This window comes from Devosia sp. FJ2-5-3, from assembly GCF_029201545.1.
Taxonomy (GTDB): Bacteria; Pseudomonadota; Alphaproteobacteria; order Rhizobiales; family Devosiaceae; genus Devosia.
This window is the reverse complement of sequence record NZ_CP104007.1, coordinates 1473739-1495795: the sequence shown is the minus strand read 5'-3', so window position 1 is coordinate 1495795 and position 22057 is coordinate 1473739. Positions and strand designations below refer to the sequence as shown.

Sequence of the window (22057 nt, the reverse complement as noted above, 5' to 3'; positions counted from 1 at the left end):
GGGACATTTACCATTGTAGTCGGTTCAATCCGGATCGTATTTCAGGAAAAGTGTTGCCAGTGGCGGCAGGTAGATTTCCGCCTCCGCCGGCCAGTGCTGCCCCTTCACCTCATATGCCTTTACGGCGCCCTGGTTTCCCGTGTTTCCGCCCGCGTACCAGCCGGCATCCGTGTTGATCCGTTCGACCCACCGCCCTGCCTTTGGCAGTGGCACCTTGTAATGTTCCCGCGGCACCGGCGTCAGATTGGAGATCACGAGCACCGGATCGGCGTTCGGCGCCTTGCGCAGCCATGCCAGCACCGAATTGGTCTGGTCATTGCCGATGACCCAATCAAAACCATCGGGCTCGCAATCGCGTTCGTGCAACGCCGGCAGGCTCCGATAGGCTGCATTGAGATCAGCGACGAGACGCCGCATGCCCTCGTGCGGCGGCGAATCCAGCAGCCACCAGTCGAGCCCCTTGCCTTCCGCCCATTCGGCCCGCTGAGCGAATTCCTGGCCCATGAAGAGCAGCTTCTTGCCCGGATGCCCCCACATGAAAGCCAGGTAAGCCCGCAAATTCGCGAATTGCTGCCACTCGTCCCCGGGCATCTTGTCGAGCAGCGAACCCTTGCCATGCACCACCTCGTCATGGCTGAGCGGCAGCACGAAATTCTCGCTGAACGCGTAGACGAGGCCAAACGTCATGTCGTTATGGTGATAGCGCCGATGGATCGGGCTGCGCGCCATGTAGCGCAGCGTATCGTTCATGAAGCCCATGTTCCACTTGAACCCGAACCCCAGCCCGCCCGTATAGGTCGGGTGGCTTACGCCCGGCCATGAGGTGGACTCCTCGGCGATCATGAAGGCGCCGGGAAACTGCCGATAAACCTCGGCATTGACCCGCTGCAGAAAGGCCACTGCCTCCAGATTCTCGTTGCCGCCGTGCTTGTTGGGCACCCACTGCCCCGGCTGGCGCGAATAATCGAGATAGAGCATCGAAGCCACGGCATCGACGCGCAGTCCGTCGATATGGAAAGTTTCGAACCAGTAGAGCGCGTTGTTGGTCAGATAGGCCGACACTTCCTTGCGGCCGAAATTGTAGATGGCGGTGTTCCAGTCGGGGTGGAACCCCTGGCGCGGGTCTTCGTGCTCGTAGAGCGCCGTTCCGTCGAAATTGCTCAGGCCGAATTCGTCGGTCGGAAAATGCGCCGGCACCCAGTCAAGGATCACGCCGAGTCCCGCTTCATGCGCGGCATTCACCAATCTGGCAAATCCGGCAGGGTCGCCGAAGCGCGCCGTCGGGGCATAGAGGCCGGTCGGCTGATACCCCCAGCTCGGATCGAACGGATGCTCGGAAATCGGCAGGAATTCGAGGTGGGTATAGCCCATGTCCGCCGCATAGGGGATCAGCTGCTCGGCCAATTGGTCGTAGCTGAGGAAGCTGCCATCGGCGCGGCGACGCCACGAGCCGGGATGGACTTCGTAGATGGACATCGGCGTGCGCCGCCAATCCCGGCTGGCGCGGTCGCTCATGTATTTCTGGTCGGTCCAGGTGAATGGCGTCGGATCGGGCACCACCGAACCATTGCGCGGACGCAACTCGGCCTGGCGCGCGAACGGATCTGCCTTGAGCGGCAGAAGCTGCCCGTCCGGCCCGACGATCTCGTATTTATAGATCGTGCCGGTGCCCACCACCGGGACGAACACTTCCCAAATCCCGCCGCGATTGCGCATCGGGTGCCGCCGTCCGTCCCACTCGTTGAACGTGCCGACGACGGATACCCGCAGCGCATTTGGGGCCCACACGGCAAAGTGGGTGCCGTGAACGCCCTCGAACTCCATTTCATGGGCACCGAGCTTGTCGAAGAGCCGGAGATGGCTCCCCTCGCCGATATAATAATCGTCCATCGGCCCGAGGACCGGACCGAAGGAGTATGGGTCGAACACATCCCATTCGCCACCGGCGTTCCGCGCCCGGTAGCGAATGGGCTGCCGCTTGTCGATTGCGACTATCCCCTCGAAAAACCCCGCCGCGTGGCGGGGAATGAGGTGGCTCAATTCCGTCCCGTCTAATGTGTAGGCGGCCACGGATTCGGCGTGCGGGATAAAGGCGCGAAGCACCCATTTCCCGTCGAATTCATGCAGGCCCAGAAAAGCGAAAGCATCGCCGTGGCGCCCCGCCACGATTGCTTCGACTTCGCGTGCATCCGCCTGCCAGTTTTCTTTGTTCACGCCATTCATCCCCAGGGCGCTGGTCCCTAATGCTGCACCATAGTAACCACGCGCGGTGAACTTGGTTTCCCCGCGTTCCGTCTATCCGCCAAAAAACAGCTACGCCGTGGGGACACCCCAGATTTCGCCGGCATATTGGCGGATCGTGCGGTCCGACGAGAAGAAGCCCACATTTGCCGTGTTGCGGATCGCCATCGCCCACCAGCGGTCCGGTTTGGCCCAGAGGCGATTGACCTTGTCCTGCGCCGTCCAATAGGCGTCGAAGTCGCGGGCCACCATGAACCAGTCATGATCGTAGAGCCCGCCGATCAGATCGCGATAGCGGTTCGGATCATCGGGTGAAAACACCCCGGACGAGATGGACTCCAGCGCCTCGCGCAGCCGCCGGGACTTGTCGATGGCCGACCGCGGAACCTCGCTCCGGCTGCGCTTGTCCTCGACCTCCTGGGCCGAGAGCCCGAAGATGACGATATTGTCGGCGCCGACTTCCTTGTGCATCTCGACATTGGCGCCGTCCATCGTGCCGATGGTGATGGCGCCATTGGCCATGAACTTCATGTTGCCCGTGCCGGACGCTTCCATGCCGGCCGTCGAGATCTGCTCGGAAAGATCTGCTGCCGGCACGATCACCTCGGCCAGGCTGACGTTGTAGTTGGGCAGGAACACCACTTTGAGCAGGCCACGCACCGCCGGGTCGTTGTTGATGACCCGCGCCACATCGTTGATCAGCTTGATGATCAACTTGGCGTTCCAATAGCTCGGCGCTGCCTTGCCGGCGAAAATCTTGACGCGCGGCTTCCACTCCCGCTCCGGATGGGCCCGGATCTCGTCATAGAGCGCCACTGCATGGATGATGTTCAGCAGCTGTCGCTTATATTCGTGGATGCGCTTGATCTGCACGTCGAACAGCGCATCCGGCGAGACCACCACGTTGAGGCGATCCTTGATCAGCTTGGCGAGGCGCTGCTTGTTGGCATGCTTGACCGCCGCAAACTGCTGCTGGAAACCCTTGTCCTCAGCATGCGGCACCAGCAGGTGGAGTTTTTCCACATCGTCCATGAACTCTGGGCCGATGCGGTCGCTGATCAGCTTGGTGAGGCTCGGATTGCACTGCAGCAGCCAGCGCCGCGGCGTAATGCCATTGGTCTTGTTGTTGATCCGCTCGGGATAGAGCCTGTGCAGATCGGCAAAAACCGTCTGTTTCATCAGCTCCGTATGCAGCGCCGAAACGCCATTGATCGAGTGCGAGCCGACAAAGGCCAGCTGGCCCATGCGGACGCGCCGCCCGCCATGCTCGTCGATCAGCGAAATCGCGGCCACCTGCTGGTCGTTGAAGCCGGCCTTGACCCGCGCTTCGGTCAGCACTTCGGCATTGATCTGGTAGATGATCTGCATGTGGCGAGGCAAAAGCCGCTCGAGCAGCGCCACCGGCCAGCTCTCCAGCGCTTCGGGCAGCAGGGTATGGTTGGTATAGCCGAACGTGCCCTTGCACAGCTTCCAGGCCTGGTCCCAGGCGAGCCCATTGTCATCGATGAGAATGCGCATGAGCTCGGCGACCGAAATAGCCGGATGCGTGTCATTGAGCTGGATGGCGACCTTGTCCGGCAGCGAGCCGAGATCGCCATATTGCTGCAAATGCCGCCGCACGATGTCCTGCAATGACGCCGATGAGAAGAAAAACTCCTGGCGCAGCCGCAATTCCTGCCCGGCCGGGGTCGAATCCGCCGGGTAGAGAACCCGGGTGATCGCTTCGGCCTTGGAGCTTTCTTCCAGCGCCCCGATGTGGTCGCCGGAATTGAATTTGTCGAGCAGGATCGGGTCGATCGGCTGCGCGCTCCACAGCCGCAGCGTGTTCACCCGCTTGCCGCGCCAGCCCACGATAGGCGTGTCATAGGCCACGGCCAACAGGTGCTCATTTGGCTCCCATTCCTGGCGCACGCTGCCATCAGGGTCCTGGACCGGGTTCACATGGCCGCCGAAGCCGATTTCATAGGTGCTTTCGCGCCTCTCGAATTCCCATGGATTGCCGTGCGCGAGCCACTCCTCGGGCAGTTCGACCTGCCAGCCTTCGCTCATCTCCTGGCGAAACAGCCCATGCACATAGCGGATGCCATAGCCATAAGCTGGGATATCGACCGAGGACATGGATTCCATGAAACAGGCCGCCAGCCGGCCGAGGCCGCCATTGCCTAGCGCTGCGTCGGGCTCGAGATTGATCAGATCGCCCAGGTCGACATTGAGGTTGGCCAGAGCCTGTTGCACCGGCTCCATCAGGCCCACATTGCTCATCGCGTCGCGCATGAGCCGGCCGATCAGGAATTCGAGGCTGAGATAGTAGACGCGCTTGTTGGCGGTGCGCCAGGTCTCGCGCGAACTCTCCATCCAGCGATCCATGACACGGTCGCGCACGGCCAGAATGGTAGCGGTCAACCAGTCATGCGGGCGGGCAACTATAGGATCCTTGCCTACGGAATAGATCAGCCTCTCGAGGATTTCGGCCTGAATGGCTTCAACAGTAGTGGCACGGGGCTCGTGGGTTGGAGCATCGTAGACGATCGGCTTTTGCGGCATATCGCAATCCAGTTTTCATGACGATGTTCCCCTCGGACAGGGGTACTGTTGCACTTAATTTCAGCATCGAAAAGCCCCCATCCGCGCAGCCACGTTTTGTTAGTGGCTCTGCGTGCTGGCTTTCGCATTTGCTTCGGCGGCCTGGGGGTCGACATCCACCCCGCCTTCCCGGGCCTGGTCGATGGCATTTGAAAGCAGCAGGTCCTGCTGGCGCAGATCGCCCAGCAATTGCGCCTCGAAGCGCATCCGGTCGCGCGTCCGCACCCCCTCTGTCGCATCCTCGATTTCCACTTCCGTGGCTCCCATGATGCGGATCGCCTGCGCCCCGAACCGAACCGCCGATTCGAACGTCTCGCGCAGTTCGTATTCGACGCCGATCTCGCGCAATTCGATCGCGTGTCCCCGGTCGAAGGCGCGCGCCATCACCTTGGCGATCGGAAAATGATCCCGGATCAGCTCGGCAATCAGAGTGGCGTTCTTGGGTTCGTTGACGCAGATCAGCACCAGTTCAGCTCTGTCCGCCCCGGCTGCGTGCAGCACGTCGAGTCGCGTGCCGTCGCCATAATAGACCTTGAACCCGAATTGAGCCGCCGCCCGGATCATCTCCACGTCATTGTCGATGATCGATATTCTGTGCCCCTGCCCCAGCAAAGGCTGGCTGGCGATCTGTCCGAAACGCCCGAACCCGATAAGCAGCACCCGTTCGCTGAGGCCGTTCACCTCCTCGATCCCGTCCATCGACATGACGCGCTTGGGTGCAAACCGCCGCATCGGGATGACCAGCAGCGGCGTCAGCACCATGGAAAGAATGACCGTGGCGGTGAATATGGCGTTGGATGGCCCGTCGATCAGCCCCGCACTGGCGGCGGTCGTATAGAGCACGAAGGCAAATTCGCCGCCCTGCCCCATCAGCACCGCCCTTTCCAGCGCCTCGCCATGGCTCGACCGCATGAGGCGCGCAATGATGTAGATCGCCACCGCCTTGACGGTCATGGCAGCGACGACGCCGGCGGCGATGACCGGCCAGTTCTCGGCGACCACGCCAAGATCGAGAGACATCCCCACCGCCAGGAAGAACAGCCCCAGCAAGAGCCCCCTGAATGGCTCGATATCGGCTTCGAGCTGGTGACGGAAAGTGGATGTCGAGAGCAAGACGCCGGCCAGAAACGCCCCCATGGCCATCGACAATCCGGTCGCCTGGAACAGCAGCGCCGCGCCGAGCACCACGAGCAGCGCCCCTGCGCTCATCACCTCGCGGACCTTGGTTGCCGCCAGGAACCCGAAGAACGGGTTCATGATCCGCCTGCCGAGGAAGATCAGCAGCGCGACGGCACCCACCGCGACCCCGATGGCGGCAAGGCGCGTGGCCCAGCCCGTCTCGCCCGCGCTGGGCGCCAGCAGCGCCACCACGGCGAGGAGCGGAACAATGGCCAGATCCTCGAGCAGGAGGATCGACACCATTTTCTGCCCACTTTCGCTGGCCAGTTCCCCTCGCTCGCCCAGCATCTGCATGACGATGGCGGTCGAGGTCAGCACAAAGCCCATGCCGAAAACGAAGGCGACGACCGGCGCAAAGCCAAGCAGCATCCCCACGCCCGTCAGCAAGGCGCCGCACACCCCGACCTGGATGACGCCAAGGCCGAAAATCTGCCGCCGCAGCGCCCACAGGCGCGAAGGCTCCATCTCCAGACCGATGATGAAGAGAAACATGACGACGCCGAGCTCGGCCAGCTGCAGCACCGCCGAGGGATCGGTCACGACATCGATTCCGGAAGGCCCGAGCAGGAGCCCTGCGGCCAGGTATCCCAGCACCGAGCCCAGCCCCAGCCGCTTGAACAGCGGCACCGCGATAGCCGCGGCGGCCAGCAGGATGACAATTGGGACCAGGTCAACTCCGTGATGGGCCGCGTGATTGACGCTTTCCAGCAATTCTTCGGCCATCGCATACTCCTTGGGAATCGGAAATTGTGCCCACGGAGAACGGGCGTCAAGAATTTCCATTGCATGGCTGCCTGTCGCCTTCGGCTATGCAGGCTTTTCGGCTGGCTTGGCGGGCGCGGATTTGCCGTCCTGCTGGTCCTCTCGCTGCTCCTTGATGGCTTGGGCCGCATTGGCCAGCAATTCCTCGCGCGGTGACATGGTCCCCGTTCGCCGCACCGGCCGCCTTGGCGCAATCGGCTTGCTGGGCAAAATATGGGCCAGCAAGGAGCTTGCGATCAGCAGCGTCGGAACCGCGACAAGCCCTCCGATCGGCCCCCAGGCCCACAGCCAATAGGTGATCGACAGGAAGATCAAAAAGGGATTGAGGGTCATGGTGTGGCCGATGAAATGCGGCGTCGCGAACTGTCCCTCGATGAAGTTGATCGCCATGTAGCAGAGCACGGGTAGCACGATCTGCTGGAGACTGGTCTCGGTGGCAAGTCCCACGACGAGCAGGCAGGCAATCATCACCGCCTGCCCGATATAGGGAATATAATTCAGTACCGCCGCGAGCGCCCCCCAGAGCAGGGGTGATGGCATGCCGATTGCCCACATGGTCAGGGCCACCACGCATCCGAGGCAGAAATTGATCACGCTGATCGAGAGCAGGTAGCGGCTGACCTTGTGCTCCACATCCCGAAACACATGTGCGGTGCGCCAGCGCATGCGCCGGGTGACGCAGAGCGAGAGGATGGACACGCGGATCTGCTCGCGCGTGGCGACACAGAAGTAAAGGCTCGCGAGGGAGATCAACACCTGCGCCAGGATGGCCGGGGCGATCATGGCGAGATCGGTGACCGTGCTGCCATCGTCGACCTTGACGGTCATTCCCTCGCCGTTTCCGAAAATAGAGGACAATTGCCCCTGGAGGTCACCCAGGCTCTCCAGCGGTTCGCGGAAATTGGCAATCTGGTGCTGCAGCCTTTCCCAGATGACGGGCACCCGCGCCGCCCACCCGCTCAGCGGCACGGCGAACATCGCAACGCCGAGCGCGATCACGCCGATGAGAAGGAGCACCACCAGTGCCGCGGACACGACCGAGGGTATGCCCCAGGCCTCGACCCGGTCGGCCACCGGCCCGAACATCAACCCGACGACGATCGCCAGGGTTACCGGAGCGAGGATCACCTGCCCCGCCTGCAGCACAAGCAGGAGCGCCGCCAGCCCCAGGCCAACGATTGCCAGCTGCGCCGCATTACTCAGCAGGCGCTCGAACTGGCTTTCGCTCATGGCTTCGGCACGACCGGAATGACGACGGCTGAACATGACAATTCTGCGGGAATCAGGACACGATGAGAAACGCCCGGCTTCGGGGAATGTTCCTCGACCACGCCGCGCCCGACACCCTCTGGCCGCGCCCCCTGCGCGCCGGCCAGCTCTTCTCAAGGACTATAAATGTCTCGCAAGATCATCATCGACACCGATCCCGGACAGGACGATGCCGTCGCCATTCTTCTGGCTCTCGCCTCCCCCGAAGAGTTGGACGTGCTGGGCATCGTGGCCGTCGCCGGCAATGTGGGCCTTCACCACAATGCCAATAATGCGCGCAAGGTCGTCGAGCTCTCGGGCCGTCGTGATATCCCCGTCTATGCCGGTTGCGCCCGCCCCATGCGCCGCGAACTGGTCACCGCCGAACACGTCCATGGCGATACCGGCCTCAACGGTCCTGACCTGCCCGATCCCACCATTCCCCTGGAGGCCCAGCACGGCGTCGACTACATCATCGACACGCTGATGGCTGCCGAGCCGGGCACCATCACGCTGTGTACGCTGGGGCCACTGACCAATATCGCCATGGCGCTGGTCAAGGAGCCGCGCATCGCCGAGCGCGTGCAGGAGCTGGTCATGATGGGCGGCGCCTATTTCGAGGTCGGCAACATCACCCCGGCGGCCGAATTCAACATCTATGTCGACCCCGAAGCCGCCGATATCGTCATGCGCTCGGGCATGAAGATCACCATCCAGCCGCTCGACGTCACTCATATGATCCAGTCGACGCCCGCGCGCCTCGCCGCCATCAAGGGCCTCGGCAACCGCACCGGTGTGGCCGTCTACGAGATGCTGACTTTTTCGGAAGGTTTTGACCTGCAGAAATACGGCTGGACCGGCGCTCCGCTCCATGATCCGACCGTCATCGCCTATTTGCTCCAGCCCGACCTGTTCGAGGGCCGCGCCTGCCACGTCGCCATCGAAACGGCGAGCGAGCTGACCTTGGGCATGACCGTCGCCGACTATTGGCACGTCACCGGAAAACCCCACAACGCCACATTCCTCCGCACCGGCAATGCCGACGGCTTCTACAAGCTCCTCACAGAGAGATTGGCGCGCCTGCCGTGACGATCCCGGCGTGAACTGCAGGGAGCTCGCTGCTCATGAAGACCAGATTTTCGATCCCTGAAATAGGTCGCTTCCTGCGGGATGCCTACGGCCCCTTCCTCCACCTCTCGCAGCTGGAAGAAGGGGACGACAGCCAGGCCTTCTCTGCCAGTGTGGACGGCCGGGACGTTGTCGTTCGGGCCGCCTCCACACGTGACGGCTTCGACAAAGACCGGCTGGTGGCAAGCCGCTGGCCGACCACGCTGGCCCCAATCGTGCTCGACATCTTGCCCATCGGCGATGGCTGGGCCTGCATTTCCGAGAAGGCCCCTGGCCGGACGCTCCAATCCTTGGGAACTGCTACGAGGGAGATTGCTCCGGCTGTCTGCGCCATGATGGACGTCATCGCGGCCTCGGACATCAGTCCTGTCACCGGCTATGGCCCTTTCAGCGCCCAGGGCAAGGCCGGATTTTCATCCTGGCGCGACTTCATCCTGAGCATAGAGGGCCCACCTCAATGGCTCGCCCTGCTGGAGGCATTCGACTATGGCGCGCCCCATGGCCTCGTCCATGGCGATTTCGGGTCCAACAATGTTCTCGTGGCCGATGGCAGGATCAGCGCCGTTCTCGACTGGTCCGAGGCGATGACAGGCGATCCCGCCTACGACCTTGCCAATCTCTTCTTCTGGCGTCCCTGGCTCGACTGCATGGAGGCCCAGTGCAGTTACATCGAGGTCAACGAACCCTATCGTTCGGCCGATGCCGCGCGTCTTCTCCGCTACCAATTGCGCATCGGCCTCCAGATCCGCGCAGAAGCCCAGGCCGATGCAGATACCCGGCTGGTTGAATGGGCCACCCACCGCTGCGCTACCATCGCCGCCGCCTTGAGCGGGCCCCAGGAACAAAGGCTCCGCCCACCGCGCTTGACCGAAGGTCACGATCCATCAATTGTCAGCCGCAATCCTGGGGAGCGGAGCCGATCTGATGCAAGGCATAGAATTATCGCGCCGCTTCTACGCCGAGATCGTGCGGCCCTGGCTCGCCAAGGCCGCTCCGGACCTGCCCCACGCGGCTGCCCTCATCGGATACGGATCGGAGCTGCTGGGCTTCGACGATGAAACGTCGCGGGATCACAATTGGGGGCCCCGGGTCCATCTGATCGTGACAGCCGAGGACTTTGCCACCCATGCCAGGCATTTGGTCGATGCCTTTGCCGAAGTCGCGCCACAGACCTATCTCGGTGAGCCCATCGGCTGGCGCAGCCGGCCCCATCCTGCCGCCAACGGCCCAGAATCCGCAGGCGCCATAGCCCATGGCCTGGAAATCCACACTCTCGAAGCCCGGCTCGAAGCCCATCTCGGCTTGCGTTCCCTCGACGCAATCACCGCCCGCCAATGGCTTGGTTTTGCCGAACAAAAACTCCTCGCCTTCACCGCCGGCGCCGTGTTCCACGACGACGATGGCCGCCTGAGCAAAGCGCGCGACGCCATGGCCTATTTCCCGCACGATGTCTGGCTCTACAAGCTCGCGTGCCAATGGCGGCGCATCGCCGAGGAACAGGCCTTTGTCGGCCGCACCGGCCAGGTCGGGGACGATCTCGGATCCCGCATCATCGCGGCCCGTCTGGCGCGGGACATCATCCGCATGGGCTTCCTGCTCGAACGAAGATATGCCCCCTATTCCAAATGGATCGGCAGCGCCTTCGCCAGGCTCCCCATCGCCGCGCGCCTGTCCCCGCATATGCATGCGGCGCTCACCGCATCCGAATGGAAACCGCGCGGCGAAGCCCTCGCAGCGGCCTATCTCGAGCTCGCCCACAGCCAGAACCGGCTCGAAATAGGCGTCTTCGAGCCCATCGTCGGCCCCTATCACGAGCGCCCCTTCGCCACCATCAATGCCGACGATGCCATTGCGGCACTCCTGGCGGCCATCACCGATCCGGAACTCGGAAATTTGCCCATCATGGGCTCGCTTGACCAAGTCACCGATCTCACGCCCCTCCTCGAAGACGCCGCCCTGTCCCAGCGCATCATGGAGCCGCTCCTTGCGGGCCCTAGCGGCCCTCCCCCAGCCGCACTTCCCGCGTGATTCCGATGGCCTCGAGAAACGCCCGGTCGTGGCTCACCACCAGCAGCGCCCCGTCATAGGCCCGCAGCCCTGCCTCGATCTCCATGATCGCGTCGATATCGAGATGATTGGTGGGCTCATCGAGCACCAGCAGGATCGGCGGCGTTTTCCCGCCGACGGCGCAGGCCAGCCCGGCCCGTAGCATTTCCCCGCCACTCAGCGTTCCCACCTCCTGCAGTGCCGCATCCGCGCGAAAACTGAATGCGGCGAGCAAGGCCCGGCAATCATTCTCGCTACTCTCCGGATTGAGCCGGCGGAAATTGTCGACGATGCTGGCCTCCCGCTGCAAGAGTCCCACCTGTTGGTCGAGCAATGCAAAGGGCCCGCCCATCTGCACGCTCCCCGCGCTCGGTGCTAGGCTCCCCGTCAGCAGCTTCAGCAGCGTCGTCTTGCCAGTTCCATTGTCGCCGGTGATCGCCACCCGCTCCGGCCCGACGATTTCAAACGACACATCGCGGATGACCGGCTGCTCAGGGTCATAGCCCCCGCTCAACCCCACCGCCCGCAGCACGACCTTGCTGCGCGGCAAGTGCGTCGGCGCCAGTTTTACCGCGAATGGGGTGAGGATTTCGATTCTCTCCCGCGCCGCCCGGGCCTGCTCCTGCGCGGTCTCGGCCTGCCTTTCCGCGAGAGTATCGAGCCCTCCCGCCGTCTCCTCGGCGCGACGCTTGAGCCCGCCGAGTACGATTTTTGGCATATCGCCCTTCGCCGCCTTGCGCCGCCCGCCGGCATCGCGCTGGGCCTGCTTTTCGCGCGCCTCCTGCGCCTTGCGCGCCACCTCGCGCACCTCCCGCTCGGCCACGTCACGGTCCCGCTCTGCCGCCTGCAGCTCGAGCGCCCTGCGCTCCCGATACTGGCTCCAGCCGCCGCCGTAATATTTGGCGCCGAGGCTTGTCAGCTCGACGATAGCATCGACATTTTCCAGCAGATTGCGATCATGGCTGACGACGATAGCCGCCCCCCGCCACCCTGCCAGCATATCGGCCACTGCGGTCCGTCCCTCGGCGTCGAGATTGTTGGTTGGCTCATCGAGAAGGATCAGATCCGGCTCGGCAAACACCAATGCGGCCAGCGCCGCCCGTGTCCGCTGCCCACCCGAGAGCGTCGAAAGTGCCGTGTCCGGCCCCACCGCCAGGCCAAGTTTTTCCAGCGCCGCCTCCAACCGCGGCTCCAGTGTCCAGTCGGCATCGGCAAGCTCATCGACATCGGCGGTGCCATTCGTCGCCCTTTCGAGCAAGGCCAGGCCTTCTCGAACACCAAACAGATCGGCGATGGTTTCTCCCGCGGCCGGTTGCACCTGCTGGCGCAAAATGCCCAGCCGGCCTGTAAGGCTTACCGTGCCGGCGGCAGGCACGAGTTCACCCGCAATCAATCTGAGCAGCGTGGTTTTGCCCACGCCGTTACGCCCCACAAGGCCTGTGCGCCCTGGGCCAAAAGTCAGATCGAGATTGGAAAAGAGCTTCTGGCCGTCAGGGCCGATATAGGAAAGCTGCGAAATCGTCAGGGATTGAGGCATGGAACGAGAATTCTCCAAGGGCAAGGCAGGTCGGCATTGCGGTGGAGAAGCGTTCCATTGGGCACCATCCGGTCGAATTGCGGTTCATCATAGATAGCGCAGCCGAAACCAGCGTCAACCGGCCTCTGGCCAATCCGGTCAGTCGGGAGTAGGAGTGTGGCCATTCTGCCCAGCCGGACGCCGCCAGATGGACCTCTTCACCCTCGCCGCCTTCACCATCGCCTATGCTATCGCCGTGCTGGTACCCGGCCCTGGCGTCGCTGCGGTCGTTGCCCGCGCTCTGGGCGGCGGGTTCAAGGGCGCTTTTCCAATGGTGCTGGGCATCCTCGCCGGCGATCTCGTCTATTTCGTCTTCGCGGTCTTCGGCCTGGCGGCCATCGCCACCTATTTCGCGCCCATCTTTGTCATCGTCCGCTGGGCGGGCGCCGCCTATCTCCTCTTCATCGCCTGGAAGTTCTGGACTGCCCGTCCCGGCTCCGAACAGATGAAGCCCAAGAATGAAGACCCCTGGAAAACCTTCCTGGCCGGTTTTTCCCTGACCATGGGCAATCCCAAGACCATCGTCTTCTATCTCGCCATCCTCCCCACCGTGATCCCGCTCGACCAGATGAACCCCGTCGCCTTCATCGAGCTGACGATTATCGTGGTGGTGGTCCTGCTGCTGATCGGCTGCGGCTATGCCTGGCTCGCCTCTGCCGCGCGCGAAATGTTCAGGAGCGAAAAGGCCCTGGGCCGTCTCAACAAGACTGCCGGCGCCATGATGGCCGGGGCCGCCGGCCTCGTCGTCTTCCAGCACTAGCCCTGTTAAATCCCCGCTAACTTTTGCGCGCCAGACTGTGCTCATGGCAAGCATCAGTAAAATCTCCCAAATGACGCGCTGGCAGCAGATGGAGTACTACCGAAGTGCCCGCAAGGAAGGCTTCGCGCGTGTCCAGCAGTTTTCCGCCACCGCCAATTCGATGATGTCCATCAAGACCAATGAGGCCATTGGCAAGGGCAATGTGGTGGCAAAAGTCGCCTTTCAGCGCATGTCCAAGACCGCCTGATCGCCCCTCGCGAGCGCCCAGGGCGAGTGCCGCGAAAAACCAGGCAAGATTTCCACCAAACCCTTTGACACCACCCACGCCCCTGCTAAGAGGCTACCTAGGGGCCTATAGCTCAATGGTTAGAGCCGACCGCTCATAACGGTCTGGTTCCAGGTTCGAGTCCTGGTGGGCCCACCATTTTCCAAGCGCGCGCCAAAACATGCCCTCGGAGCCGGGTGCCGGGAGCGCTCTACGTCGTTCCGTTGAGGAACAGGACGCGGGTCATCTGCGTGTAGGTGGCCTCCAGCGACATCAGTGCCACGAACACCAGGATCAGGACCGGCGGAACGAGGATGGCGTAGCTCAGCGCCAGCCGCTCCCAGCGCATATGCATGAAGATCGAAACGATCAGCCCCGCCTTGAGCAGCATCAGCGTCAGGATCAGCCCCCAGCGCAACAGGCCCTGGAACTGCAGGATATCGACCATGTAGGAGCCGACGCTGAGGATGAACAGCCAGCCCCACACCACCAGATATAGCCGGATCGGATGCTGCTGGGTGTCGGTGTGGGCGGAGGCCGGGGGTGCGGCGGCAGTCGCGTTATGTGTCATCGGGCTCACCACAGGTAGAACAGGGCAAAAATGAAGACCCAGACCAGATCGACGAAGTGCCAGTAAAGGCCCATGATTTCGACCATTTCATAGCGCCCCTTGCGGGACGTGAAGAAGCCGGGGCGCCCGGTGTCGAAATCGCCGCGCCACACCTTGCGCGCCGTGATCAGCAGGAAAATGACGCCGATGCTGACATGGGTGCCGTGAAAGCCGGTGATCATGAAGAAGGTCGCGCCAAACTGTTGGGCGCCCCAGGGATTGCCCCACGGACGAACGCCCTCGCTGATCAGCTTGCTCCATTCGAAGGCCTGCATGCCCACGAAGGTCACCCCGAGCGCAGCGGTCAGCAGCAACAGTACCGCGGTCTTGAGCCGGTCGCGCTGATAGCCGAAATTGACCGCCATCGCCATGGTGCCGCTTGAGGTGATGAGCACGAAAGTCATGATGGCGATGAGGAGGAGCGGCATGTGGGTGCCGCCTATCTCGAGCGAGAAGACCTCGCTGGCATTGGGCCAAGGCACGGTCGTCGACATGCGGGCTGTCATGTAGGAGAGCAGGAAACAGCCGAAGATGAAGGTGTCGCTCAAGAGAAACACCCACATCATCACCTTGCCCCAGGAGGCGGTCTTGAAGGAGCGCTGGTCGGAGGACCAATCGGCCACGATGCCGCGCCAGCCGGGAGCCTGGACCGTGGGTGCGTGCCCCGGGGGCAATGCTGGATCGCTCATGGGACACCTCCATCGAACAGGATCTGGCCGCAAAGGGCAAGGAATTCGGCCGCCCCGCCGGAGAGGACCATGAGCAGCAAGACCCACACGAACAGCATGAACAGCAGGTAGATAGTCGATAGCTCAACGCTGATCTGGATGCGGTCGAGCCTTTCGCCGCGCAATATCCGGTCATGGCTGCGCGCCAGGGCGACCATGCCCCCGATGATGTGCAGGCCATGGGCCGCGGTCATGAGATAGAAGAAGCTGTCCGCGGGGCCGGAATTGACGAAATTGCCGCTGGCAGCAAGCATCCGCCAGGTGACGAACTGGCCGACGAGGAACAGTGCCGTTCCGGCAAGGGCCACGAGGACGCCGCTGCGCGCCTTGTCGAGCGCCCCGGCCCGCGCCGCCGACAGGGCCCATTCGAGGGCTGCGCCACTGGCCACAAGGGCGAGCGTATTCGGCCAGACGAGCCACGGCAGCGGCATGGCCCGCCAGTCGCCCCCCTCCGAGCGCAGCAGATATCCCGTGATCAGCAGCGCGAACAGTGACCCGACCACCGCCAGGAACACCCCCAGTCCGATTTGTGCCGGCACATAGCGCGGGCCGTCCCGCTGGATTGCTCCGGCGGGTCCGTCCACCTGCAACCACGGTTTGACCGCCAGGCCTTGCTGGGCGAACCACCAGCCGACGATGAGTGTCATGATGGCGATGAACCCGAGGACCGCGCTCATGTCGTGTCTCCCCTCGAAAGGGCGCCGGGCACGTTTTGCGGGATGAAGTCCTCGGCGGCGCCGGGCACGCTGTAGTCATAGGCCCAGCGATAGACGTTTGGCAGTTCATCGCCCCAATTGCCATGCGCCGGCGGGGTTTGAGGCGTCTGCCATTCGAGCGTCGTGGCGCGCCAGGGATTGGGACCGGAGGCCTTGCCGTGGCGCAGGCTCCAGATGAGGTTGAACACGAAGACGATCTGCGCAAAGCCGACGACAAAGGCCATCACCGAAATGAAGACGTTCAGCCCATGCGCCGAAGCCGGCATGATGTCGATGTCGGAGGACTCGAAATAGCGCCGCGGCACACCCATCAGGCCCAGATAGTGCATGGGGAAAAAGATGAGATAGGCGCCCAGGAACGTGACCCAGAAATGGAACTTGGCCATGGCGTCGCCCAGCATTCGGCCGGTGACCTTGGGATACCAGTGATAGATGGCCCCGAAGATGACGAGGATCGGCGCCACGCCCATCACCATATGGAAATGGGCGACGACAAACATCGTGTCGGAGAGCGGCACATCGACGACGACATTGCCAAGAAACAGGCCTGACAAACCGCCATTGACGAAGGTGACGATGAACCCAAGCGCGAAGAGCATCGGCGGGTTGAAATGGATATCGCCGCGCCAGAGCGTCAGCACCCAATTATAGACCTTGATCGCCGTCGGCACCGCGATGATCAGCGTCGTGGTGGCAAAGAAGAACCCGAAATAGGGGTTCATGCCACTGACATACATATGGTGCGCCCAGACGATGAAGCTCAGCGCTCCGATGCCCACAATGGCCCAGACCATCATCCGATAGCCGAAGATATTGCGCCGCGCATGGGTGCTGATCAGGTCGGAGACGATACCGAAAGCCGGCAGGGCGACGATATAGACTTCCGGGTGGCCGAAGAACCAGAACAGGTGTTGGAAGAGGATCGGGCTGCCCCCGCCATAGCTCAATTGCTCGCCCATCTCGACCAGCGTCGGCATGAAGAAGCTGGTGCCAAGATATTTGTCGAACAGCATCATCACGGCGGCCACGAACAGCGCCGGAAACGCCAGCAGCGCCATGACGGTGGCGACGAATATGCCCCAGATCGTGAGGGGCAGCCGCATCAGCGTCATCCCGCGCGCCCGCGCCTGCAGGACGGTGACAGTGTAGTTGAGCCCGCCCATGGTGAAACCGATGATGAAGACGATCAACGACACCAGCATCAGCATGATGCCCCATTGCTGGCCCGGGGTATTGGAGAGGATTGCCTGCGGCGGATAGAGCGTCCAGCCGGCGCCGGTCGGCCCGCCCGGCACGAAAAAGCTGGCCACGAGGAGCAGCACCGCGAGCAGGTAAAGCCAGTAGCTGAGCATGTTGGCGTAGGGGAACACCATGTCCCGCGCCCCCACCATCAGCGGGATCAAATAATTGCCAAAGCCGCCGAGGAACAGCGCGGTGAGAAGGTACACCACCATGATCATGCCGTGCATGGTGATGATCTGGTAGTAGCGGTCGGCGTCGATGAAGTCGAAGACGCCGGGAAAACCCAGCTGCAGCCGGATGAGCCAGGACAGGACCAGCGCCACAAAACCAATTCCCAGCGCCGTCGCCGCATACTGCACGGCGATGACCTTGGCGTCCTGCGAGAAGACATATTTCGTCCACCAGCCATGCGGGTGGTAGAGCTCCATCTCCTCGACTTCTGCGGGCGGGACGATGTCGCTCGCGTCATGGGGGATGTCGGCCATGCGCTCCTCCTCAACACTGATCTTCCCGGCGGTCTTCAAGCCGCCCTTATAGGCACGACCCTTCGCTTGCGACGCTCACAACGAAGTCCCGGCGAATGTCGCCTGTGACGTCAGCCAGTCCTGGTATTCTGCATCGGTGACGACGTTAACGACGCCGCGCATATAGGGATGCCCCACCCCGCAGAGTTCGGCGCAAAGGATCTGGTAGCTGCCGGTTTGGGTCGGCGTTATCCAGAAATAGGTGACCGAGCCGGGGATCATGTCCATTTTCGCCCGGAACTGGGGCACGTAGAAATCGTGCAGCACATCGATCGAGCGCAGCAGGAAGCGCACGGGGCGATCGACCGGCAGCATGAGGTCCCCGCCTTCGATCAGCACATCGTCCTGACCGAACGGATCGTCGGGGCTGACGCCAAGCGTGTTATCGGCGCTAACCAGCCGGTTGTCGGCGGCGCCAAGCCTGCCGTCGGCGCCGGGCAGTCGGAAGCTCCAAAGCCATTGCTGGCCGATCACTTCGACATCCGTGGCCGTTTCCGGAACCTGGACGAACTGTGCCCACACGAAGAGGCCGGGGGTCAGCATGGCGATGACGCCGCCGGCGGTGATCGCCGTCAGCCAGCCTTCGAGCCGCTTGTTCTCGGGTTCATAGGCGGCCTTTCGACCTGGCCTGTGGCGGAAGCGGAACAGGCAATAGGCGACGAACAGCAGCACCGCGGTAAAGACCAGCCCGGTGATCCAGAATGTCAGCACAGTGGTGTCGTCGATATAGTTCCAGTTCGAGGCCAGCGGGGAAAACCACCAGGGGCTGGCGAAGTGAAACACCAGCGACCCGACGACAATGAGGATGAAAATGACAGCGACTACCATCGCGCTCTCACCTCGCTTCGGGAGGAGGAGCTTGGGGGCGCGGAGACCAGCCCGATCAGGTGATGTCCCCGCCGGCTTGAGCAGCCGTCATGTCGCGGTTTCGTTCGCATATCCACGCTCCGGGCGAGTGAATGCAGAAACAGAAGCGACACAAGACAAATGGGCTGCAAGCAATGGGGCCAGCAACCCACGCAATCGAGGCTGTCATTCGCCAGCGAGAATGTCAACTTGCTTTGCGAATACCAAAATTTTCCGGGCGCTTGTCTGCAAGTAAACGCCGGACGACCCAACCCATCCTTCATCCCAAAGCAATGCCCGCCGCAACCAGCGATGGACTGTTGCGGGATAGAATAGTCGTTCAGTGTCGCCGCGCCCTGGCCCGGCGGCACATGGCGATTATTGGGGCGTCGCCGGCATCGTTGCCAGATAGGCTATGACGTTATCGATATCGGCCTGCTCCTTGAGCCCGGCGAAGGACATCTTGTTGCCCGGCACGAGTTCCTTGGGAGAATGCAGATATTTGGCGAGATTTTCAGGGGTCCAGGTCAAGCCGCCCTCGCCGGCCTTCACCATCGCTTCCGAATATCGGAATTCAGGGAATGTGCCGGCAGTTCGCCCCACGACGCCGTTGAGCACCGGCCCGACCTTGTTGCGCGCGTTATCGCCGACCGCGTGACAGGTTATGCACTTTTTGAACACGGCCTCACCGGCCGCAGCGTCGCCCACCTCCTGGGCCGAACTCGCGCTCGTCAGGAGCACGCCAATCAGGATTGCAAGAGTGCGGATACCCATTCAAGTCCTCCACCATTGTCGCTTGTGCAACCGCCGTCGGTATCTCTGCCGCAAAACGGACTACGGCCGAGCGACGCATGGCCATCTTGGTGACGGCGCATAAGGCCACAATAACACAATTGCAGCCACATGCACGCTGGAGAGACAAGAGCGGCAACGACACGGATCGGCCACGCATGAAACGCCGCAATCTCACGCCCTCCATGCTCGTCTAGGTCTGCACGCGACAGCTGTCGTTGCTTTTGCCCGCTTGAGCCTGCCCCGCCCCACCCTGGCCACACCGCGCGGGACCTGCCCGCCGGCGCGCAGCCTCAGGCTTCGCGCGCCCCGCCCGTGCTCTCGCGAATGACGAGTTCAGGTTCGAACAGGGTCACGCGCGGGTCGGGCAGGTTTCCGGGGCTGTCGATCAGGCGCAGCAGCCTCTCCACGGCCATCCGGGTAATATCCTCTGTCTTGTAGCTCACGGTCGAGAGCGTGACGCTGAGATATTCCCCGGCCTCGAGATTGTCGAAGCCGATGATGGCGACATCTCCAGGCACCGACAGGCCATGCTTGAGGCACCACTTCATGACGCCGATGGCGATGTAGTCGTTGGCGACGAACACTGCAGTCGGCCGCCGCCGCGCGCTCATCAGCGCGTCCATGGCCCAATAGCCCGATTTTGGCGTAAATCCGCGCGGGTCCACCTGAAAGGCGGGGTCAAAGGGAATGCCCGCGCTGGCCAGCGCCTGCAGATAGCCGTCGAACTTGTGGCGATTGCCCCTGGGATCGCTGCCGTCGATCGTCCCCACGCGCGTGTGTCCGAGATCGATCAAATGGCGAACTGCGATATAGGCGCCGCGCTTTTCATCGACACTGATCATGTCCACGCCAATATTCTCGCCGGGGATGAGCATGACCAGCGGAAAGCCGCTTTTGCGCATCTCCACCAGGTGCTGATAGTTGCGGTGGTCGCGCGTCGGATAGACGAGGATTCCATCGACCTGGCGGGAGCGGAACATCTCGACGGCCGCGACTTCCTCGGAGAGCGTGCTGTTTGCCGTGGCAAACAGCGTCCCGTAGCCATGGGTGGCCAGCTCGGTTTCGAGCGATTTGGAAGTCTCGGTCAGGATGGGATTTGAGATATCGGCGAGCAGCAGGCCGATGGTCCTCGACGTCCGGCTGCTCAAGGACTTGGCGAAATAATTCGGCCGATATTGAAGCTCGTCGGCGGCCTGCCGGATAACGAGGCGCGTCGCTTCCGATATTCGCGGACTGTCGCGCAGGGCGAGCGAAACCGTATTCTTGGAATATCCGGTTCGCTCGGCGATGTCCGATAGCCTGTAACCGGACTTGTTCATCACTACCTCGTCGAAAATCCGCCGGCCTGGCCGGCGGATTGCTTATATCCGGCCAACGCGCCGCACAAGACTTAGACAGTTTCCGCGTGGAGACGCCTGATGGCCTGCAATTGCAGGCAATCGGGGGACATTTCCATCAGCTCGATCCGGTTCCCGTCGGGATCCTCGAGCCAGGCCTGGCGATTGCCGTCGAGGCCATCCTTGATCGGGGAGAGCAAGGTGATGCCCGCCGCCTCGATCCGCGCCACGGTGCCGTCGAGATCCTCGATGGTGAAGCAGATGTGGTTGACTCCATTGGCATTCCAGCCCGGTGCTCTGTCGTTTTCCGCGCCCGGGAAAATTTCCAGATATTGCTCGTCCGTGATCCGCAGATAGACCAGCCATGGCGTGCCGTCATCGTTGAACAGGCGCAGCATTTCCGGAAACCCCAGCCGCTTCTGATAGTAGTCGAGCGACCGATCCAGATCGGTGACCTTGATGGCGACGTGACCGACGCCCACAATTCCCTGCATTTTCTCTTCCCTCTTGTGCGGTTTTGTCGGCGACCTGTTCTCCGCTGGCCTGCCAAACTGCGATACCGGTAATACGACTAACGTCGCGGCGTCAATCGGTCTCGATCAATCCCATTGGGGCGCCCAGTCGAAGTCGATATAGCGCGTGCCACGCTCAACGCCGCCGATGATGGCCATGTCCGCCTCGGTCAACTCCAGGGCCTGCGCCGCGAAATTCGTCCTCAGCCGATCAGGGTTTGCAGAGGCCGGAATGACGCTGAGCCCACGCGCCATATTGTAGGCAAGGGCGAGTTGTTCGACACTGCAGTTCTTCGATTTGGCCAAAGGCTCCAGCACCGGATCACCGGCAAGCTTGCCCCGCGCGATGGGCAGGTAGCATGTCACCGACACACCTGTCCTGCGGCAGTGATCGACCAGGGCCTTGTTCTGGAGATAGGGGTGGCATTCGAACTGGTTGTTGACGATCCGAATGTCTCCCAACAGTTCTTGCGCCGCATCGAGCAGAGCAATCGGAAAGTTGGAAACGCCGATATTCCTGGTTAAACCAAGCATTTGCGCTTCCCCGATCTGCTCGACATAGACTTCCAGCGGCACCTTGCCGCGCGGCGATGGCCAATGAAGCAGCGTCAGGTCCACCTGGTCCTGGCCCAGCCGATCGAGGCTCCTGCGCAGCGACGGCACGAGCGCGCCGGGGTCAAAATTCTCGGTCGAGATCTTGGTCGTGAAGTGGATATCGGACCGCTTCAAACCCGACAGGCGGAACGCCTCGCCGCATTCGCCTTCCGTCTCGTAAGTCTGGGCAGTGTCGATGTGCCGATAACCGATTTCGAGCGCTGCCAGGATGGCGTCACGCCCTTCGGCACCGGTTCGCCCGAATGTTCCAAGCCCCATCAGCGGCATGCCGTACTGCGTCGTCTTCAATAGTCTTTCCTCCCTCATTGCCACCCCGGCGCCCGCCGTCTCGCGACGTTGGGACC

Annotated in this window: 19 protein-coding genes and 1 tRNA gene; 6 read left to right on the top strand and 14 right to left on the bottom strand. The window is 62.4% G+C overall.

All coding sequences use genetic code 11. From position 1 onward, the window contains the following. Positions 1-24: 24 nt before the first annotated feature. The 4 genes from glgB to N0P34_RS07170 all read right to left on the bottom strand — a co-directional run bounded on the left by glgB (position 25) and on the right by N0P34_RS07170 (position 8031). The gene (gene glgB / locus N0P34_RS07185) at positions 25-2214 is read right to left on the bottom strand and encodes a 1,4-alpha-glucan branching protein GlgB (RefSeq protein WP_275606334.1); all 2190 of its coding nucleotides are present in this window, start codon (positions 2212-2214) and stop codon (positions 25-27) included. Between the two features lie 99 nt (positions 2215-2313). Beyond that, complete coding sequence (locus tag N0P34_RS07180) at positions 2314-4785, bottom strand: glycogen/starch/alpha-glucan phosphorylase (RefSeq protein WP_275606333.1); 2472 nt, start codon at positions 4783-4785, stop codon at positions 2314-2316. A 99-nt stretch (positions 4786-4884) separates the two neighbouring features. Continuing rightward, complete coding sequence (locus N0P34_RS07175) at positions 4885-6726, bottom strand: monovalent cation:proton antiporter-2 (CPA2) family protein (protein WP_275606332.1); 1842 nt, start codon at positions 6724-6726, stop codon at positions 4885-4887. A gap of 84 nt (positions 6727-6810) precedes the next feature. Next, a complete protein-coding gene (locus N0P34_RS07170; protein ID WP_275606331.1) occupies positions 6811-8031 on the bottom strand; it encodes an AI-2E family transporter in 1221 nt (406 codons plus the stop codon). 129 nt (positions 8032-8160) lie between these two features. On the opposite strand from N0P34_RS07170, the gene N0P34_RS07165 reads away from it, so the two are divergent. From N0P34_RS07165 to N0P34_RS07155, 3 genes are read left to right on the top strand one after another with little or no spacing between them, the layout of a single operon-like run. Next, a complete protein-coding gene (locus N0P34_RS07165) occupies positions 8161-9102 on the top strand; it encodes a nucleoside hydrolase (protein WP_275606330.1) in 942 nt (313 codons plus the stop codon). Positions 9103-9137: 35 nt separating this feature from the next. Beyond that, positions 9138-10199 carry a phosphotransferase gene (locus N0P34_RS07160; RefSeq protein WP_275606329.1) on the top strand — a complete coding sequence of 354 codons (1062 nt, stop codon included), beginning with the start codon at positions 9138-9140 and terminating at the stop codon, positions 10197-10199. Next, positions 10108-11169 (top strand): DUF4037 domain-containing protein, encoded by a 1062-nt coding sequence (locus N0P34_RS07155; RefSeq protein ID WP_275606938.1) that lies wholly within the window; start codon positions 10108-10110, stop codon positions 11167-11169. Before N0P34_RS07160 ends, N0P34_RS07155 begins: the two co-directional genes overlap by 92 nt. On the opposite strand, the gene N0P34_RS07150 is transcribed toward N0P34_RS07155, so the two are convergent. Next, positions 11135-12724, bottom strand: a complete 1590-nt coding sequence (locus tag N0P34_RS07150) for an ABC-F family ATP-binding cassette domain-containing protein (protein ID WP_275606328.1) — start codon at positions 12722-12724, stop codon at positions 11135-11137. The genes N0P34_RS07155 and N0P34_RS07150 overlap by 35 nt on opposite strands. A gap of 187 nt (positions 12725-12911) precedes the next feature. On the opposite strand from N0P34_RS07150, the gene N0P34_RS07145 reads away from it, so the two are divergent. The 3 genes from N0P34_RS07145 (at position 12912) to N0P34_RS07135 (ending at position 13947) form a co-directional block, all read left to right on the top strand. After that, entirely contained in the window at positions 12912-13523 is a 612-nt protein-coding gene (locus tag N0P34_RS07145; RefSeq protein ID WP_275606327.1) for a LysE family translocator, read from the top strand. Between the two features lie 43 nt (positions 13524-13566). Further along, positions 13567-13770, top strand: coding sequence for a hypothetical protein (locus N0P34_RS07140; RefSeq protein ID WP_275606326.1), 204 nt, complete (start codon positions 13567-13569; stop codon positions 13768-13770). Positions 13771-13871: 101 nt separating this feature from the next. Next, positions 13872-13947 (top strand) — tRNA-Ile (locus N0P34_RS07135). A gap of 52 nt (positions 13948-13999) precedes the next feature. On the opposite strand, the gene N0P34_RS07130 is transcribed toward N0P34_RS07135, so the two are convergent. From N0P34_RS07130 to N0P34_RS07090, 9 genes are all read right to left on the bottom strand, one after another. Continuing rightward, a complete protein-coding gene (locus tag N0P34_RS07130) occupies positions 14000-14359 on the bottom strand; it encodes a cytochrome C oxidase subunit IV family protein (RefSeq protein WP_275606325.1) in 360 nt (119 codons plus the stop codon). A gap of 5 nt (positions 14360-14364) precedes the next feature. Beyond that, positions 14365-15087, bottom strand: coding sequence for a heme-copper oxidase subunit III family protein (locus tag N0P34_RS07125; protein WP_275606324.1), 723 nt, complete (start codon positions 15085-15087; stop codon positions 14365-14367). Further along, on the bottom strand, positions 15084-15803 hold the full coding sequence (locus N0P34_RS07120) for a cytochrome c oxidase subunit 3 (RefSeq protein WP_275606323.1): 720 nt from the start codon (positions 15801-15803) through the stop codon (positions 15084-15086). The genes N0P34_RS07125 and N0P34_RS07120 overlap by 4 nt, the downstream gene beginning before the upstream one ends. Beyond that, positions 15800-17569 (bottom strand): cbb3-type cytochrome c oxidase subunit I, encoded by a 1770-nt coding sequence (locus N0P34_RS07115; protein WP_275606322.1) that lies wholly within the window; start codon positions 17567-17569, stop codon positions 15800-15802. The genes N0P34_RS07120 and N0P34_RS07115 overlap by 4 nt, the downstream gene beginning before the upstream one ends. 75 nt (positions 17570-17644) lie before the next feature. Continuing rightward, entirely contained in the window at positions 17645-18436 is a 792-nt protein-coding gene (locus N0P34_RS07110) for a cytochrome c oxidase subunit II (RefSeq protein ID WP_275606321.1), read from the bottom strand. Positions 18437-18832: 396 nt separating this feature from the next. Then, entirely contained in the window at positions 18833-19228 is a 396-nt protein-coding gene (locus N0P34_RS07105; RefSeq protein WP_275606320.1) for a cytochrome c family protein, read from the bottom strand. A 311-nt stretch (positions 19229-19539) separates the two neighbouring features. Next, positions 19540-20568 (bottom strand): LacI family DNA-binding transcriptional regulator, encoded by a 1029-nt coding sequence (locus N0P34_RS07100; RefSeq protein ID WP_275606319.1) that lies wholly within the window; start codon positions 20566-20568, stop codon positions 19540-19542. 71 nt (positions 20569-20639) lie between these two features. Continuing rightward, positions 20640-21080, bottom strand: coding sequence for a VOC family protein (locus N0P34_RS07095; protein ID WP_275606318.1), 441 nt, complete (start codon positions 21078-21080; stop codon positions 20640-20642). A gap of 105 nt (positions 21081-21185) precedes the next feature. Further along, entirely contained in the window at positions 21186-22001 is an 816-nt protein-coding gene (locus tag N0P34_RS07090; protein ID WP_275606317.1) for an aldo/keto reductase, read from the bottom strand. Between the last annotated feature and the right edge of the window lie 56 nt (positions 22002-22057).